The sequence below is a fragment of the Microbacterium sp. bgisy203 genome (assembly GCF_057706945.1).
Window position 1 is genome coordinate 115,613 of record NZ_JBYIPF010000007.1, and the last position, 16,053, is coordinate 131,665.

Annotated in this window: 12 protein-coding genes and 1 pseudogene; 3 read left to right on the top strand and 10 right to left on the bottom strand. The window is 70.7% G+C overall.

The features are described 5' to 3' along the window. Window positions 1–5 precede the first annotated feature (5 nt). The 5 genes from AC3ENQ_RS11485 to AC3ENQ_RS11505 all read right to left on the bottom strand — a co-directional run bounded on the left by AC3ENQ_RS11485 (window position 6) and on the right by AC3ENQ_RS11505 (window position 4,981). Complete coding sequence (locus AC3ENQ_RS11485) at window positions 6–449, bottom strand: heat shock protein transcriptional repressor HspR (protein WP_431804711.1); 444 nt, start codon at window positions 447–449, stop codon at window positions 6–8. A 2-nt stretch (window positions 450–451) separates the two neighbouring features. Next, window positions 452–1,447, bottom strand: a complete 996-nt coding sequence (locus AC3ENQ_RS11490; protein ID WP_431804713.1) for a DnaJ C-terminal domain-containing protein — start codon at window positions 1,445–1,447, stop codon at window positions 452–454. Between the two features lie 15 nt (window positions 1,448–1,462). Then, window positions 1,463–2,056: a nucleotide exchange factor GrpE gene (locus AC3ENQ_RS11495; RefSeq protein ID WP_431804715.1), complete on the bottom strand. Its 594-nt coding sequence runs from the start codon at window positions 2,054–2,056 to the stop codon at window positions 1,463–1,465. A gap of 12 nt (window positions 2,057–2,068) precedes the next feature. Then, window positions 2,069–3,937 carry a molecular chaperone DnaK gene (dnaK, locus tag AC3ENQ_RS11500; RefSeq protein ID WP_431804717.1) on the bottom strand — a complete coding sequence of 623 codons (1,869 nt, stop codon included), beginning with the start codon at window positions 3,935–3,937 and terminating at the stop codon, window positions 2,069–2,071. 228 nt (window positions 3,938–4,165) lie between these two features. Then, a complete protein-coding gene (locus AC3ENQ_RS11505) occupies window positions 4,166–4,981 on the bottom strand; it encodes an IclR family transcriptional regulator (RefSeq protein ID WP_431804719.1) in 816 nt (271 codons plus the stop codon). A 73-nt stretch (window positions 4,982–5,054) separates the two neighbouring features. Here AC3ENQ_RS11505 and AC3ENQ_RS11510 point away from each other — a divergent pair, with 73 nt between their 5' ends. After that, the gene (locus AC3ENQ_RS11510; protein ID WP_431804741.1) at window positions 5,055–7,259 is read left to right on the top strand and encodes a malate synthase G; all 2,205 of its coding nucleotides are present in this window, start codon (window positions 5,055–5,057) and stop codon (window positions 7,257–7,259) included. A 194-nt stretch (window positions 7,260–7,453) separates the two neighbouring features. On the opposite strand, the gene AC3ENQ_RS11515 is transcribed toward AC3ENQ_RS11510, so the two are convergent. The 3 genes from AC3ENQ_RS11515 to AC3ENQ_RS11525 all read right to left on the bottom strand — a co-directional run bounded on the left by AC3ENQ_RS11515 (window position 7,454) and on the right by AC3ENQ_RS11525 (window position 11,120). Continuing rightward, on the bottom strand, window positions 7,454–9,355 hold the full coding sequence (locus AC3ENQ_RS11515; RefSeq protein WP_431804721.1) for a DEAD/DEAH box helicase: 1,902 nt from the start codon (window positions 9,353–9,355) through the stop codon (window positions 7,454–7,456). 62 nt (window positions 9,356–9,417) lie between these two features. Continuing rightward, the gene (locus AC3ENQ_RS11520; protein ID WP_431804723.1) at window positions 9,418–10,617 is read right to left on the bottom strand and encodes a cation:proton antiporter; all 1,200 of its coding nucleotides are present in this window, start codon (window positions 10,615–10,617) and stop codon (window positions 9,418–9,420) included. 14 nt (window positions 10,618–10,631) lie between these two features. Beyond that, window positions 10,632–11,120, bottom strand: coding sequence for a cation:proton antiporter regulatory subunit (locus AC3ENQ_RS11525; protein WP_431804724.1), 489 nt, complete (start codon window positions 11,118–11,120; stop codon window positions 10,632–10,634). A gap of 162 nt (window positions 11,121–11,282) precedes the next feature. Here AC3ENQ_RS11525 and AC3ENQ_RS11530 point away from each other — a divergent pair, with 162 nt between their 5' ends. Then, the gene (locus AC3ENQ_RS11530; RefSeq protein ID WP_431804726.1) at window positions 11,283–12,704 is read left to right on the top strand and encodes an MFS transporter; all 1,422 of its coding nucleotides are present in this window, start codon (window positions 11,283–11,285) and stop codon (window positions 12,702–12,704) included. 51 nt (window positions 12,705–12,755) lie between these two features. On the opposite strand, the pseudogene AC3ENQ_RS11535 reads toward AC3ENQ_RS11530, so the two are convergent. Together AC3ENQ_RS11535 and AC3ENQ_RS11540 are read right to left on the bottom strand one after the other, a co-directional pair. After that, a pseudogene (locus AC3ENQ_RS11535) lies at window positions 12,756–14,419 on the bottom strand (BCCT family transporter). 49 nt (window positions 14,420–14,468) lie between these two features. Further along, a complete protein-coding gene (locus tag AC3ENQ_RS11540; protein WP_431804728.1) occupies window positions 14,469–15,164 on the bottom strand; it encodes a MarR family winged helix-turn-helix transcriptional regulator in 696 nt (231 codons plus the stop codon). Between the two features lie 117 nt (window positions 15,165–15,281). Here AC3ENQ_RS11540 and AC3ENQ_RS11545 point away from each other — a divergent pair, with 117 nt between their 5' ends. After that, window positions 15,282–15,995 carry a MarR family winged helix-turn-helix transcriptional regulator gene (locus AC3ENQ_RS11545; protein WP_488185857.1) on the top strand — a complete coding sequence of 238 codons (714 nt, stop codon included), beginning with the start codon at window positions 15,282–15,284 and terminating at the stop codon, window positions 15,993–15,995. The last annotated feature ends 58 nt before the right edge of the window (window positions 15,996–16,053 follow it).

Sequence of the window (16,053 nt, forward strand, 5' to 3'; positions counted from 1 at the left end):
TCTCGCTACTGTCCGGATCCGAGGTGCGGATGCCAGAGCACGAGGTCCGTCTCGCGGCGCACACGCGTGCCCTGACGGAGCGTGACGACCGAGCCGGATGCCGCGGCCGCGAACACCCGGGAGCGCCGGTCGGCCTCGACCTGCAGGCGGCCCTCGAGCTCGCGCACCTGGCGGCGGAGCCCCCGCACCGTGTTCTCCAGCTCGATGACGCGCGCGATCGCCGCGAGGCTCATGCCCTCGGCTGACAGCGCCGCGACCTCGCGCAGCTGCTGCACGTGCCGCAGGGAGTAGCGCCGCGAGCCGCCCTGCGTGCGGGCCGGCACGACGAGACCGAGTCGGTCGTACTGACGCAGCGTCTGCGGGTGCATGCCGGCGAGCTCGGCGGCGACCGCGATCGCGAAGATCGGGGCCTCCTCGTCCGGGTCCTCGTAGGGTTCTCGCTCGGCCATGATCACTCTCGTGCCTTGCTGAGCAGGTCGGCCCGCGGGTTCTCCTTCGGCTCGAGCTCCTGGAAGCGCTCCAGCGCCTCTCGCGCCTTGTCATCGAGGTGCGAAGGCACCGCCACCTGCACTTCGGCCAGGAGGTCGCCCGTCCCCTTCGAGGTCGACACGCCGCGCCCCTTGACGCGCAGTACGCGCCCCGACGGAGTGCCGGGCGCGACGCGGAGCTTCACGGAATCGCCGCCGAGCGTCGGCACCTCGATCGTCGCGCCGAGCGCCGCCTCGGTGAAGGTCACGGGGACCGTCACGCGAAGGTTCAGCCCGTCACGCGTGAACACCGGATGCGGGCGCACCGTGACCTGCACGACGATGTCGCCCGACTCGCCGCCGTCCGGCGACGGACGGCCGCGGCCGCGCAGACGGATCTTCTGGCCGTCGGCGACCCCCGCGGGGATCTTGACCTTGAACGGCTTTCCGTCCTCCCCTGCGAGGGTGATCGTCTCGCCCTTGACCGCGGTCTGGAAGTCGAGCGTCGTCCGCGCCGTGACGTCGGCACCCTTGTGGGGGCCGCCGTAGCCGCGGAATCCGCCCGAGGACTGGCCGAACCGTCCTGATCCGAAGCCGCCGCCGGAGGCCTGGCCGAACATCGAGAACAGGTCGTCGAAGTCCGCCTGCTGGTACGAGCCGCCGCGCGACTGACCGAACCGGCTGAAGACGTCCTCGAACCCGCCCGCCCCGCCGGCGCCCGGCGCCTGGAAGCGCGCACCACCCGCACCCATCGCGCGGATCTGGTCGTACTCCTCACGCTGATCCTTGTCGGAGAGGATCGCGTACGCCTCGCTGATCTCCTTGAACTTCGCCTCGGCGGCGGGGTCTCCCTGCGTCGAGTCGGGGTGGTACTTGCGGGCGAGCTTGCGATAGGTCTTCTTCAGATCGGCCTCGGAGACGTCCTTCGAGACGCCGAGGACCTTGTAGAAGTCCTTGTCGAACCAGTCTTGACTGGCCATGGACACCCCCTCCGGTCAGTCGGCCGAACCGGCGACGACGACCTTCGCCGGTCGCAGCTCGATGGTGCCGAGACGGTAGCCGACCTCGACGACGTCGAGGATCGTGCCGTCCTCCACGCCGCCGGGGTTGGGGGCGTAGAAGATCGCCTCGTGCTGTTGCGGGTCGAACACCTCGCCCGCGACGCCGTACGTCTCGACGCCCAGACGCGAGACGATGCCGCGGAGCTTCTCGGCGATCACCGCGAGGGGCGACCCCTCGGCGAGGTCACCGTGCTTCTCGGCGCGATCGAGATCGTCGAGGACGGGCAGGAGGCCCTTGGCGACCGATCCCTTCGCACGGGCGATCTCCACCTCGCGCTGCTCCTCGGTGCGCCGGCGGTAGTTGGCGTACTCCGCCTGCAGGCGCTTGAGGTCGAGGAGCAGGTCCTTGTCCTCGTCGGATGCCTCGGCGACGGCCGCCTCGTCGGACTGCGCCGTGTCGAGGATGTCGTCGACCGTCAGCTCGTCGTCGGTGGTCTCGTCTCCCTGCGACTGGGGGTCGGATGCCGCGGCATCCGACCCCTCATCGCCGGGGACTTCGTCGATCGGCTCTTCGAAGTCCTTCGTCATGTCTCGGCTCTCTTACTTCTTCTCGTCCTCGTCGTCGACGACCTCGGCGTCGATGACGTCCTCTTCGGGGTTGGGCGTCTCGCCGTCGCCGGGCTGACCGACGTTCGGGTCGGCCGGCTCACCGGCCGCCTGCGACGCGGCGTAGATCGCCTCGCCCAGCTGCGACTGCGAGGCGTTCAGCTTGTCGAAGGCCGTCTTCACGGCAGCCTCGTCATCCCCGGCGAGCGCGGTCTTCAGCGCGTCGACGTCGGCCTGGACGGAGTCCTTGACCTCGGTGGGGAGCTTGTCCTCGTTGTCCTTGATGAGCTTCTCGATCGAGTACGAGAGGGTCTCGGCCTGGTTGCGGACCTCGGCCGACTCGCGGCGCTGCTTGTCCTCGGCGGCGTGCTCCTCGGCCTCGCGCACCATGCGGTCGATGTCCTCCTTGGGGAGGCTCGAGCCGCCGGTGATCGTCATCGACTGCTCCTTGCCCGTGCCCTTGTCCTTCGCGGACACGTGCACGATGCCGTTGGCGTCGATGTCGAAGGTGACCTCGACCTGCGGGATGCCCCGGGGCGCCGGCGCGATGCCGGTGAGCTCGAACGTTCCGAGCGGCTTGTTGTCGCGGGTGAACTCGCGCTCGCCCTGGAAGACCTGGATGGCGACCGACGGCTGGTTGTCGTCGGCGGTCGTGAAGGTCTCGCTGCGCTTGGTCGGGATGGCCGTGTTGCGCTCGATGAGCTTCGTCATGATGCCGCCCTTGGTCTCGATGCCGAGGGAGAGCGGGGTGACGTCGATCAGGAGCACGTCCTTGCGCTCGCCCTTGAGGACACCGGCCTGCAGGGCCGCGCCGACGGCGACGACCTCGTCCGGGTTCACGCCCTTGTTGGGCTCCTTGCCGGTCTCGCTCTTGACGAGCTCGGAGACCGCGGGCATGCGGGTCGAGCCGCCGACGAGGACGACGTGGTCGATGTCGTCGACCTTGATGCCGGCCTCGCGGATGACATCGGCGAAGGGCTTGCGCGTGCGGTCGAGGAGGTCCTTGGTGAGGTCCTCGAACTTGGCGCGCGTGAGCGTCTCCGACAGCGACACGGGTCCGTTCTCGGTGAGCGAGAGGTAGGGCAGGTTGATCGAGGTGCTCGTCGAAGACGACAGCTCCTTCTTCGCCTGCTCCGCGGCCTCCTTGAGGCGCTGGAGGGCGATCTTGTCGCCCGAGACGTCGACGCCCGTCGTGTCCTTGAACTGCTTGATCAGGTACTCGACGACGCGCTGGTCCCAGTCATCGCCGCCGAGGCGGTTGTCGCCGGCGGTGGCGCGCACCTGGATGGTCGAGAAGTCGTCGTCCTTGCCCACTTCGAGCAGGGACACGTCGAACGTTCCACCACCGAGGTCGAAGACGAGGATGAGCTCGTCCTCCTTGCCCTTGTCGAGGCCGTACGCGAGCGCGGCAGCGGTGGGCTCGTTGATGATGCGGAGGACGTTGAGGCCCGCGATCTCGCCGGCCTCCTTCGTGGCCTGACGCTCGGCGTCGTTGAAGTACGCGGGGACCGTGATGACGGCATCCGTCACGGAGTCGCCGAGATACTGCTCCGCGTCGCGCTTGAGCTTCTGCAGGATGCGCGCCGAGATCTCCTGCGGCGTGTACTGCTTGCCGTCGATCGGCTGCGTCTTCCAGTCGGTGCCCATGTGGCGCTTGACCGACGTGATCGTCCGGTCGACGTTGGTGACGGCCTGGCGCTTGGCGGGCTCTCCGACCAGCACCTCGCCGTCCTTGGTGAATGCGACGACCGAGGGGGTCGTGCGGAATCCTTCGGCGTTGGCGATGACGTTCGGCTCGCCGCCTTCGAGGACGGAGACGACCGAGTTCGTCGTTCCGAGGTCGATGCCCACTGCACGTGCCATGTGTTTCTCCTTGCTCTGAGCGTGTCGCTCTGGGTTGTGCGATCGGCGCCCCTCCCCGGGCGCCGGTCCTTCTGAAGCCTTCTCGCAAAGTTGAGTCACTAAAGCTCAACTTCGCGATGTCTCCACATTACCGGGGCCGCCGCAGCCCTGTCAAGTGAACTTGATATGACAAGTATCAAGTCTTATGGTGACGTCGCAGAGTGTCGTTCAGCTGTCGCTGAGTGCCGTTCAGCTCTCGAGGGCGACCGCGATCCGCCGCGCCGCCGCGTGCAGCGCGGGGACGGCGCGCGCGATGAGGTCGTCGGTCATCCGCGGCAGCGGCCCCGACACCGAGACCGCGTACGACGGCGCGCTCGACCCCGGAATCGGCACCGCCACGCAGCGCACGCCGATCTCCTGCTCCTGCTCGTCGAGGCAGTAGCCGCGCTCGCGCGTCTGTGCGACGGCATCCGTGAGCGCCGTGCGGTCCGTGATCGTGTGGGTCGTGCGTGCGGGGAGGGATGCCTGGGCGATCAGCCGCGCCGCGCGTTCCGGGTCGAGGGTCGAGAGCATCGCCTTGCCGACGCCGGTGCAGTGCAGGTCGACGCGCCGGCCCACCTCGGTGAACATGCGCATCGAGTGCCGAGACGGCACCTGAGCGACGTACTCGGCCTGCGCGCCGACGAGCATCGCGAGGTTCGCACTCTCGCCGAGGTCGTCGACGAGGCCTTCGAGAACGGGCCGGACGGCGGCCCCGAGGGCCGGGGTCGCTGCCCCACCCAGCCGCACGAGCCGCACGCCGAGGGCGTAGCCGGCGCGGTCGGGGAGGCGCCGCACGACACCGAGCTCGACGAGCGTGGCGAGGAGGCGATGCGTCGTCGACTCGGCGAGCCCGGCGGCGGCGGCGATCGTGGCGAGTCCGGCGGACCCTCCGGCATCCGCGATCGCGTCGAGCACCGCGAAGGTGCGCGCGACCGACTGGACGGAGCCGGAGCGAGCGGAGGCCGCGTCGGGGTTGCGTTCGGGTTCGGGTTCGGAAGGTGCGGAGGATACCGGTATGCTCATAGCACTTCCATTATATAGGACTTGTCTTCCGCAATGCGGAATTCTGACGAGCGAAGAGGAGCACCTCGTGACCATGACCGACAGCACCACGCGCACCGAGCGGGCGGGCCTCTCCGTCGACGACCGGCTTCTCGACTACATCGAGAACGACGTGCTCCCCGCGGCGGGCCTCTCCGCCGACGCCTTCTGGCGGTCGCTGGCCGCGACCGTCGCCGAACTCGGCCCGCGCGGCGCGGCCCTCCTCGCCGAGCGCGACCGTCTGCAGGCGCAGCTCGACCAGTGGTACCGCGCGAACCCCGGCGTGCCGACCGATCTCGAAACCCACCTCGAAACCCACAAGGCGTTCCTGGGCGAGATCGGCTACCTGCAGCCGGAGCCGGAGCCGTTCCAGATCTCGACGGAGGACGTCGATGTCGAGATCGCCCACCTCGCCGGCCCGCAGCTGGTCGTCCCGGTGACGAACGCCCGCTTTGCCCTCAACGCCGCCAACGCGCGCTGGGGCTCGCTCTACGACGCCGTCTACGGCTCCGACCTCATCGCCGACGGGGGCGAGACCGCGAAGGGTGCCGGCTACAACCCCGCCCGCGGCGCGGTCGTCGTCGCGATGGGCCGCGAGCTCCTCGACATGGCGGCGCCGCTCACCGCCGGCTCCCACGCCCAGGCGACCTCCTACGCCGTCTCGCCCGAGGGCGCGCTCGTGGTGTCGCTCGAGGACGGCACGACCGCGGGCCTCGTCGACGCGGCCGCGTTCGCCGGATACACGGGAGATGCGGCATCCCCGGCATCCGTGCTCTTCGTCCATCACGGGCTGCACCTCGACGTGCTGATCGACCCGTCGAGCCCCGTCGGCGCGCTCGACGCGGCGGGCGTTGCGGACATCGTTCTCGAAGCGGCCGTGACGACGATCATGGACCTCGAGGACTCCGTGTCGGCGGTCGACGCCGAAGACAAGGTCCAGGGCTACTCGGTCTGGCAGGGGCTTCTCTCGGGCGAGCTCACCGTCACGTTCCAGAAGGGCGGCCGCCCCTTCACCCGCTCGATGAACGCCGACCGCACCTACACGGCGCCGGACGGCTCCACGCTCACGTTGCACGGCCGTTCGTTGATGCTCGTGCGGAACGTCGGCATCCACATGTACACCGACGCGGTGCGGGATGCCGCCGGCGACGAGATCCCCGAGGGCTTCCTCGACGCGTTCGTCACGGCCGCCGCCGCGATCCCGAACCTCCGTCAGGAGACGACGCTCGCCAACACGCGCACGGGGTCGCTGTACATCGTCAAGCCCAAGCAGCACGGGCCTGCCGAGGTCGCGTTCACCGTCGAGCTGTTCGGCCGCGTCGAGAACGCGCTCGGCCTCGCGCCCCGCACCCTCAAGATCGGCATCATGGACGAGGAGCGGCGCACCTCGCTGAACCTCGACGCCGCGATCGCCGCGGCATCCGATCGGGTCGTGTTCATCAACACGGGGTTCCTCGATCGCACCGGCGACGAGATCCACACCTCGATGGAAGCCGGCGCGTTCCGCCGCAAGGGCGAGCTCAAGGGCCAGCCGAACATGGTGGCGTACGAGAACGCGAACGTCGACGCGGGGCTCGCGCACGGCCTGCCCGGGCGCGCGCAGATCGGCAAGGGCATGTGGGCGATGCCCGACCTCATGAAGGACATGTACGAGACGAAGTCCGCGCAGCTGCGCGCCGGCGCGACGACCGCGTGGGTGCCGTCGCCGACCGCCGCGACGATCCACGCGGTGCACTACCACCAGGTCGACGTCGCAGCCGTGCAGGCGGAGCTGCGCTCGCGCCCGCGCGCCGACATCGACGAGATCCTGCGCGTACCCCTCGACCCCACCGCATCGTGGAGTGCCGAGGAGATCGCGACGGAGCTCGACAACAACGTCCAGTCGATCCTCGGCTACGTCGTGCGGTGGGTCGACCAGGGCGTCGGCTGCTCGAAGGTCCCCGACCTCGAAGACGTCGGCCTCATGGAGGACCGCGCGACCCTGCGCATCTCGAGCCAGCTGCTCGCGAACTGGCTGCGCCACGACGTCATCACGCGTGCGCAGGTCGACGAGGCGCTCGCGCGCATCTCTCCGATCGTCGACCGGCAGAACGCGGGGGATGCCTCCTACCGCCCGCTCGTGGCGGACGACGGCACCGAGTCGCTGTCGTTCCAGGCCGCGCGCGATCTGATCGTCGACGGCGCCGACCAGCCGAACGGCTACACGGAGTTCATCCTGCACCGCTATCGCCGCGCGCAGAAGAACGCCGACCGGGCGTAGCGCGCTCGCGCGCGGTCACGGGGGTCGCTGAGGTCACGGGGTCGCGGAGGTCACGGGGTCGCGGAGGTCACGGGGGTCGCTGAGGTCACGGAGCCAGGAGATATCACCGAGACAGGACCGAAACACCGCATACGGTCCTGTCTCGGTGATAATTCCTGTCTCGGTGACGCGGCGAGCGTGGCCGGCGCCGCGCGTCAGTCGTCGTAGCGGCGGCGCGGGCGGTCGTCGCGGTCGCGACGGTCGGAGCTCTTGTCGAAGCGCTTCTCGGGGCGCTTCGCGGAGCGCTGGAACCGGTCGGGCTTGATCTCGATGAGCCGGCCCGAGATGCGGGTGTTCTCCAGGCGCGCGAGGGTGTCGCGGGGCAGGTCGGCGGGCAGCTCGACGAGCGAGAAATCGGGGCGGATCTGGATCGCGCCGAAGTCCTCGCGCCGCAGGCCCCCCTCGTTCGCGAGGGCGCCGACGATCTGGCGCGGCTCGACCTTGTGCCGGCGTCCCACCTCGATGCGGTAGGTCGCCGTGGGGCCGCCCCGGCGTTCGCGGCGCGGACGGTCGCCGTCACGGTCCCCGCGGCTGCGGTCGTCGCGATCCCCGCGGCTGCGGTCGTCGCGATCCCCGCGGCTCCGGTCGTCGCGGTCGAAGCGCTCGCGGCGCGGCGGCACGTCGGCCTCGGCATCCAGCAGCAGCGGCGTCTCGCCCTGTGCGACGACGGCGAGCGCGGCGGCCACGTCGGCCTCGGGCACGTCGTGATGCGTGACGTAGTGGTTGATGATGTCGCGGAAGCGGTCGATGCGCTCGGTCTCGGCGAGTGCGGCGGTGATCGCGTCGTCGAAGCGGGTGAGGCGCGTGGCGTTGACGGCATCCACGCTCGGGAGCGACATCTCGGTGAGCGGCTGGCGGGTCGCCTTCTCGATCGAGGCGAGCATGCGGCGCTCGCGCGGCGTGACGAAGCTGATCGCGTCGCCGGTGCGGCCGGCGCGGCCCGTGCGGCCGATACGGTGCACGTACGACTCGGTGTCGATCGGCAGGTCGAAGTTCACGACGTGGCTGATGCGCTCCACATCGAGTCCGCGTGCGGCGACGTCGGTCGCGACGAGGATGTCGAGCTTGCCGTCCTTGAGCTGGTTCACGGTGCGCTCGCGCTGCGCCTGGGCGATGTCGCCGTTGATCGCGGCGGCGGTGTAGCCGCGGGCGCGGAGCTTCTCGGCGAGGGTCTCGGTCTCGTTCTTCGTGCGGGTGAAGACGATCATCCCCTCAAAGGGCTCCACCTCGAGGATGCGGGTGAGGGCGTCGACCTTCTGGGGGTATGAGACGACGAGGTAGCGCTGCGTGATGTTCGCGGAGGTCGTCGTCTTCGCCTTGACGTTGATCTCCTCGGGGTCCTTCAGGTAGGTGCCCGCGAGGCGGCGGATCTGCGCCGGCATCGTCGCCGAGAAGAGCGCGACCTGCTTCGTGTCGGGGGTATCCGCGAGGATCGTCTCGACGTCTTCGGCGAAGCCCATCTTGAGCATCTCGTCGGCTTCGTCGAGGACCAGGTACTGGAGTTCGGAGAGGTCGAGTGTTCCCTTGTCGAGGTGATCCATGATGCGCCCGGGCGTGCCCACGATGATGTGCACGCCGCGGCGGAGGGCCGAGAGCTGCTGGCCGTACCCCTGGCCGCCGTAGACGGGCAGCACGTGCACGCCGCGCAGGTGCCCGGCGTACGACTCGAACGCCTCGCAGACCTGCAGGGCGAGCTCGCGCGTGGGGGCGAGGACGAGCGCCTGCGGCGTCTTCTGCGACAGGTCGAGGCGGGAGAGGATCGGCAGCGCGAACGCGGCGGTCTTCCCGGTGCCGGTCTGCGCCGTGCCGAGCACGTCGCGCCCGTCGAGGAGCGGCGGGATCGTCGCGGCCTGGATCGCGGAGGGTGTCTCGTACCCGACGTCCTTCAGCGCCTTCAGTACCGCCGGGGCGAGGCCGAGGTCGGCGAAGCCGGGGGCGGTGGGGGGCTCGGCGGCGGGCTCGGCGGGGGAGGATGCCGCGGCATCCGCGTGACGGCCCGGGACGTCAGGGGCGTCATCCCGGGTGGCGGTGTCCTCGGGCGCGGTGTCTGCGGTCATCTCTCAACGGTACCGGTCGGCCGCTGGGAGAACAGCGGTCGCCGGCATCGCTCCCCGCACCCTCACACCCTGGCCGCCGCACGCTCACGGCGCCGACGCTGACGCGCCGACGTCCACCGCGTGAACCCCTTCCCGTCGGGGATACGGGCGAGAATCGGCCCGGCGATCATCGTGATCAGCACGTATGCGGCGGCGAGGGCGGCGAGCGACCGGTCGATCCCCGCCCCGACCGCGAGCCCGGCGATCACGATCGAGAACTCCCCGCGCGGTGTCAGCGCGAAGCCCGCGCGCCAGCGCCCCGCCTCGGCGATGCCCGCGCCGCGCGCCGCCAGATACCCCGTGAGGATCTTCGTCGCGATCGTGATGGCGGCGAGCACCGCCGCCGGAAGGAGCATCGGCACGAGGTCGGCGGGATCGGTCGAGAGCCCGAAGTAGAGGAAGAAGATGGCGGCGAACAGGTCCCTCAGCGGCGTCAGCAGCCGCTCCGCCTCGACCGCCGTGCGGCCCTGGATGGCGATGCCGACGAGGAACGCGCCGACCGCCGCCGACACCTTCACCTCCGACGCGAGGCCGGCCACGAGCACGGTGACCCCGAGGACGGCGAGGAGCAGCGCCTCGGCATCCTTCGTCCAGAGCAGCCGAGAGAAGCGTTTGCCGTGCCGGAGCGCGAGATAGAGGATGACGACGACGGATGCCAGGGCCACCACGACGGTGATCGCCGCGGGGCCGAGATCCATGCCGACGAGCAGCGCCGTGAGGATCGGCAGGTAGAACGCCATCGCGAGGTCTTCGATGACGAGAATCGACAGGACGGTCGGCGTCTCGCGGTTGGCGAGGCGGCCGAGTTCGTGCAGGAGCTTCGCGACGACCCCCGACGACGAGACCCACGTGATGCCCGCGAGGACCATGGCCCCGACCGGTCCCCACCCGAGCAGGAGCGCGAGCACGGCCCCGGGCACCGCGTTCAGCGCCATGTCGAGGGCGCCGGCGCCGGCGGAGGTGCGGAGGTTTCCGACGAGCTCGCGCGGGCTGTACTCGAGGCCCAGCATGAGAAGGAGGAGGATGACCCCGATCTCGGCGCCGACGGCGATGAAGCCCTCCGCGTGATCCACCGGGATGAGGCCGCCCTCGCCCAGGGCGAGCCCGCCGACGAGGATGAACGGGATCGACGACACCCCGAGGCGGTGCGCGAGCCGCGCACACAGGGCGATGCCGAGCAGGAGCGCACCGATCTCGATGAGGTCGAGTGCGCCGTGGTCCATCGGGAGCCCGGCCCTCAGTCGCCCGAGATGATGCGCACGAGGCGATCGAGGCCCTCGCGCGTGCCGACCGCGACGAGCGCGTCGCCGACGTCCAGCCGGTCGGACGGAGAGGGCGCGGGGGTCACCGCCGACTCGCTCACGATCGCGACGACGGAGCACCGGGTCAGGGTGCGCGCGCGGGTGTCGCCGAGGGTCTTGCCGACGTAGGGCGAATCGGCGCGCACGGGGATCAGTTCCATCGCGAGCCCCGCCACCTTCTCCTGCAGCCCGGCGAGCTGCGTGAGGATGAGCGACCCGCCGAGCACCTCGGCGATCGCGGCCGCCTCGTCGTCGGTCAGCTCGACGGTCTCGTCGGTGCGGTCGGGGTCGTCGGGGTCGGAGAGCGCAAGCTCGCGCCCGCCGTCGCGGAAGTTGACGACCGACACGCGCCGGCCCTCCGAGGTGAGGACATCGTGGCGCACTCCGATGCCGGGAAGTTCGGCGCGTTCGACATGGACGGGCATGCCCCCATGATGGCACCGGCCTTGCCGCCGCGGCGGCGCCCGACCGGAGAAAACCCCGATGCCGGGGTACTCTGACCCGAGGTCCGCGCCGACGCGGCACCGACTGTGCACCACACGCTGGGAGACCCCAGCTGTTCACCAAAGGGCCCTAGCGTGACGAACATGTCCCTCCCCGACCAGCCCGCGCCCGACGCCGTCGCCGCCGGGACAGCCACAGGAGCCGTGAACACGGAGCCCGTTCCCCGCAGACGTGTCGTCTCCTGGGCGTTCTGGGACTGGGCGACCCAGCCGTACAACTCGGTCATCCTGACCTTCGTCTGGGTGTCGCTCTACCTCGTCTCCGACTCGTTCCTTCCCGCCGACGTCGCCGCACAGAACGCCGACGGCGACCTCGTCTGCTCCCGGGCGGCGGATGCCGCGACGGAGTACTGCCGGGGGCTGTCCGACCTCTCGGAGTGGTACGGGTGGGTGACGTTCGCCGCCGGCATCCTCGTGCTGCTCCTCGCGCCCGTCCTCGGGCAGCGCGCCGACGCGCAGGGCTCGAAGAAGCGCTGGGTGCTGGGCGGCACGGCGGTTCTCGCCCTCGTGCAGTTCGCGCTCTTCTTCGTCTACGCCGAGCCGCAGTACTTCTGGTTCGGCGCGGCGCTCACCGCCCTCGGATCGGTCGCGAGCGAGATCGCGGGCGTCAGCTACAACGCGATGCTGCTGGACGTCTCGACGCCGAAGACCATCGGCCGCGTGAGCGGCCTGGGATGGGGGCTCGGGTACATCGGCGGCATCCTCGCCCTCGTCATCGTCGTCGCACTCACGGCCGCGGATTGGTTCGGCCTCGACGTCTCGGGCGGCCTCGCCTACCGGCTGATCGCGGTGGGCGCGGCCGTCTGGACGATCGTGTTCGCGCTGCCGTTCGTCTTCAACGTGCCGGAGTCGCCCGCCCGGCCCGGGCGCCCGCGCGTCGGATTCTTCGCGAGCTACCGCGTGCTCGTCCACGACATCGCGGCGCTGTATCGCGACCACCGCCCGACTTTCTGGTTCCTCATCTCCAGCGCCGTCTACCGCGACGGCCTCGCGGGCGTCTTCGCGTTCGGCGGCGTGCTCGCGGCGGTGTCGTTCGGCTTCACGCCGACCGAGGTCATGATCTTCGGCATCGCGCTGAACCTCGTCGCCGGCGTCTCGACGATCATCGCGGGGCGTCTGGACGACCGCTTCGGCGCGCGCGCCGTGATCGTCTCGGCGCTCGTCATCCTCGTCGCGAGCGCGCTGTTCGTCTTCTTCCTGCGCGAGGACGGCAAACTCGTCTTCTGGATCGGCGGCATCGTGCTCTCGGCCGCGGTCGGGCCCGCCCAGGCATCCAGCCGGTCACTCCTCGCCCGCGTCGCGCCGAACGACATGCAGGGCGAGGTGTTCGGCCTCTACGCCACGACCGGGCGCGTGATGAGCTTCCTCTCGCCGCTGCTGTGGTCGCTGTTCATCGGCTGGTTCGGCGCGACGCACTACGGCATCCTCGGAATCGCGCTGATCCTCGTGCTGGGGCTCGTCCTGCTCCTGTTCGTGCGGCTGCCGAAGCACGAGCGGGTGCGCTGACACGCGACACCCGCCACCCGGCCACCCGCCACCCGGCGCCCGGCGCCCGGCTCAGTCGCGTTTGCGCGGCGTCCGCCACAGCGTCGGCAACCGCACACCGCGTTCGTTGCCGCTCTCGACGTCGAGGCCGTAGTGCTCACCCACGTAGTCGACCAGCTGCGCGCGCTCGGCCTTGTCGTACACGCGCCGCTCGCGCTGGAACGCGATGACCGTCGACCAGCACATCAGGAGCATCACGACGCTGAACGGCAGCGCGATCGTGATCGCCGCGGTCTGCAGGGCCGTCAGGCCTCCGGCGAGCAGCAGCGCCACGGCGAGCACAGCGGTCACGAGCGTGAAGAACACGCGGATCCAGCGGCGCGGCTCGACGTCGCCGCCGGTCGCGATCATGCCCATCACGAGGGCTCCCGAGTCGGCGGAGGTGATGAAGAAGATGCCGATGAGGAGGATCGCACCGATGATCAGCACCTGCGAGGCGGGCAGCTGCGCGAGCAGCTGGAAGAGGGCGCCCTGCAGGTCGACCGATCCGTCGGCGGCGAGCATCGACCCCGGCTCGCGCACCTCCTGCTGGAGGGAGGTGCCGCCGAGCACGGCGAACCACAGGATGCCCGATGAGGGTCGGCACGATGAGAACGCCCATGACGAACTGGCGGACCGTGCGGCCCTTGCTGACACGCGCGATGAAGACGCCGACGAAGGGCGCCCACGAGATCCACCAGCCCCAGTAGAACGACGTCCAGGCGCCCTGCCACACCTCGCCCGCCTCGCCCTGGAAGGCGCTGACGGTGAAGCTCAGCCCGACGAAGTTCTGCAGATAGGCGCCGATCGACTGCACCCATTCGCGGAGGATATAGGTCGTGTCGGCGGCGAACAGGACGAACACGAGCAGCGCGGCGGCGAGCAGCAGGTTGAAGCTCGACAGCCACTTCATCCCCGTCCGACGCCGGAGAGCACCGATGCCAGCACGAACGCGGTGATGACCGCGATGATGGCGATCTGCATGACGGTGTCGGGCCGGCCCCAGCCCGCGCTGGAAAGCCCGGAGCTGATCTGCAGGACGCCGAGGCCGAGCGAGGTCGCGACGCCGAAGACGGTGCCGACGAGGGCGAGCGTGTCGATGACGTTGCCCCACGTGCCGCGCACGCGCTTGCCGAGGAGGGGCTCGAGCGCCCAGCGGATCGAGACCGGACGACGCCGCCGGTGGATCGCGTACGCGAGGGCGACCCCGATGACGACATAGATGGCCCACGCGTGGATGCCCCAGTGCAGGTAGGTCTGCACGAGCGCGCTCTGCGCGAGCTGCGCTTCGGTGCCCGTCACACCCGGGCGCGGCGTGACGAAGTGCGACAGCGGCTCGCTGACGCCGTAGAACACGAGGCCGAAGCCCATGCCCGCGGCGAACAGCAGCGAGAACCATGCGCCGAGCGAGAACTCGGGCTCGTCGTCGTCCTTGCCGAGCGTGATGTCCCCCAACGCCCGAAGCCGAGCACGAGCGCGAACGCCACGAAGAACGCCGCGATCAGCACGTAGTACCAGCTGAAGGTGCGGATGATCGTCGTCTGCACCGCGGTGAACGTCTCCTCGGCGACCGTGGGGAAGAAGATCGCGAACGACGCGACGGCGACGATGATGACGGCGGCCGGCCAGAACACCCAACGGGCGAGGGGGCGGGGGGCGCGAGGGTCTGCGGCCGGGGTCGGAGTGCTCTCGGTCATCGTCCCAGGATAGGCGGGCTGATCGGGAGGTTCCGGCTCGGCGACCGCGTCAATCGTGGCCCGGCCAGGCATCGGCGAGCTTGGCGAGAAGCCGGACGAGCTCGGCGCGCTCGGCGGGAGTGAAGCCCGAAAGCGCCTGGGCGAGGTGCTCGCGGCGCTGCCCGCGGAAGCCCCGGGCGACCTTCGCGCCGTCGTCGGTCAGGGCGATCCGGGTGCGCCGGGCGTCGTCGGGGTCGGCCTCGCGGCGCACGAGCCCGAGGTCGACCGCCTGCTGGACGAGGCGCGACGCGCGGGGCTGATCGACGCCGATGGCCTGTCCCAGCTCGCTGACGGAGAGGGGGTGGGATGCCGCGGCCAGCGCTTCGAGCAGCCGCATGCGCGCGGGTCCGCCGACGCGCGTGCCTGCGCCCGCGCCCGCGGTGCGAGGTTCGCCGTCGCCGCCCGCACCGGAGCGCGCGGCGCGCGGGTCGCCTCCGTCGCCGTCGAGCCACGCATGACCGGGATGCCGGTGGGGGCCGCCCCGGCCGCGCGGTCCGAATCCGCCGTGGCCGCCGTGGCCACCGTGGCCGCCGGGACCGCCGAACCCGCCGGGGCCGCCGAAACCGCCGGGGCGGCGGCCGCGGAGCCGTGCGAGCGCCGCGGCGATCGCGTCGAGGTCGCTGGCGCTGAGAGCGTCGGCGGAGGCGGAAGCCAGGTCGGCGGGGTCCGGGGCGTCGGCGTCCGGAGCATCGGTGGGGGAAGGCATCCTTCAAATTTACATGCGAGTTGACATGCTTTTGCTTTTCATGTCATACTGCATGTACATGTCATACGACATGCACCGCGTCCGATCTGAAGGGCGCCCCCGATGAAAGGACTTCTCATGGAGAACATCACAGCTACTCCCCCCACCACCCCGCGTCCGTTCGGCTTCTGGCTGCGCGCGACCGATCGGCTGATCGCCCGCGAGTTCGAGCGCGCCTTCGAGAGCGAGGGGGCGACGCGCCGCGACTGGCGGATGCTGAACCTCCTCGCCGACGACACGATCGCGCCCGAGGTCGCCGCCCGACTGCAGCGCCGCGGCGGCGGCAAGATCCGCGCGCTCATCGAGCGCGGCTGGGTCACCGAGGTCGACGGCGCCTGGACGCTGACCGACGAGGGACGCGCCGCGCACGCTCGGCTGAGCGAGGCCGCCGGCGGCGTCCGCGCGAAGGTCGCCGCCGCCGTGTCGCCCGAGGACTTCGCGATCACCGTCGCGAGCCTCGAGGCGATCGCCCGCGAGCTCGGCTGGGACCCGGCGGAACGCCTGCCCCGCTCCGGCCGTCGCGGCCCCCGCGGCCTCGGCCACCGTCACGGCGCCGCCCACCGGCACGGCTTCGGCCCGCGGCATGACTTCAGCCCCCGGCACGACTGCGGGCCCCGTCACCGCGAGGGCTTCGGCCCCCGCGTCCACGCGGACGAGTGCTACGGCCGCGCGGCCGACCGCCACGCTCACGGCCGCGGCGGCCACAGCCACGACCATCACACCGCGGAGCGCGCGTTCGAGCGCGGCTTCCAGGCGGGCTTCAGCCGTGGTGCCGAGGCGCACCGCTCCTGACCGGCGACCCACCACGCCCTGGTGGGCGGTCGCGAGAAGACCCTGACCGCGCCCGCTG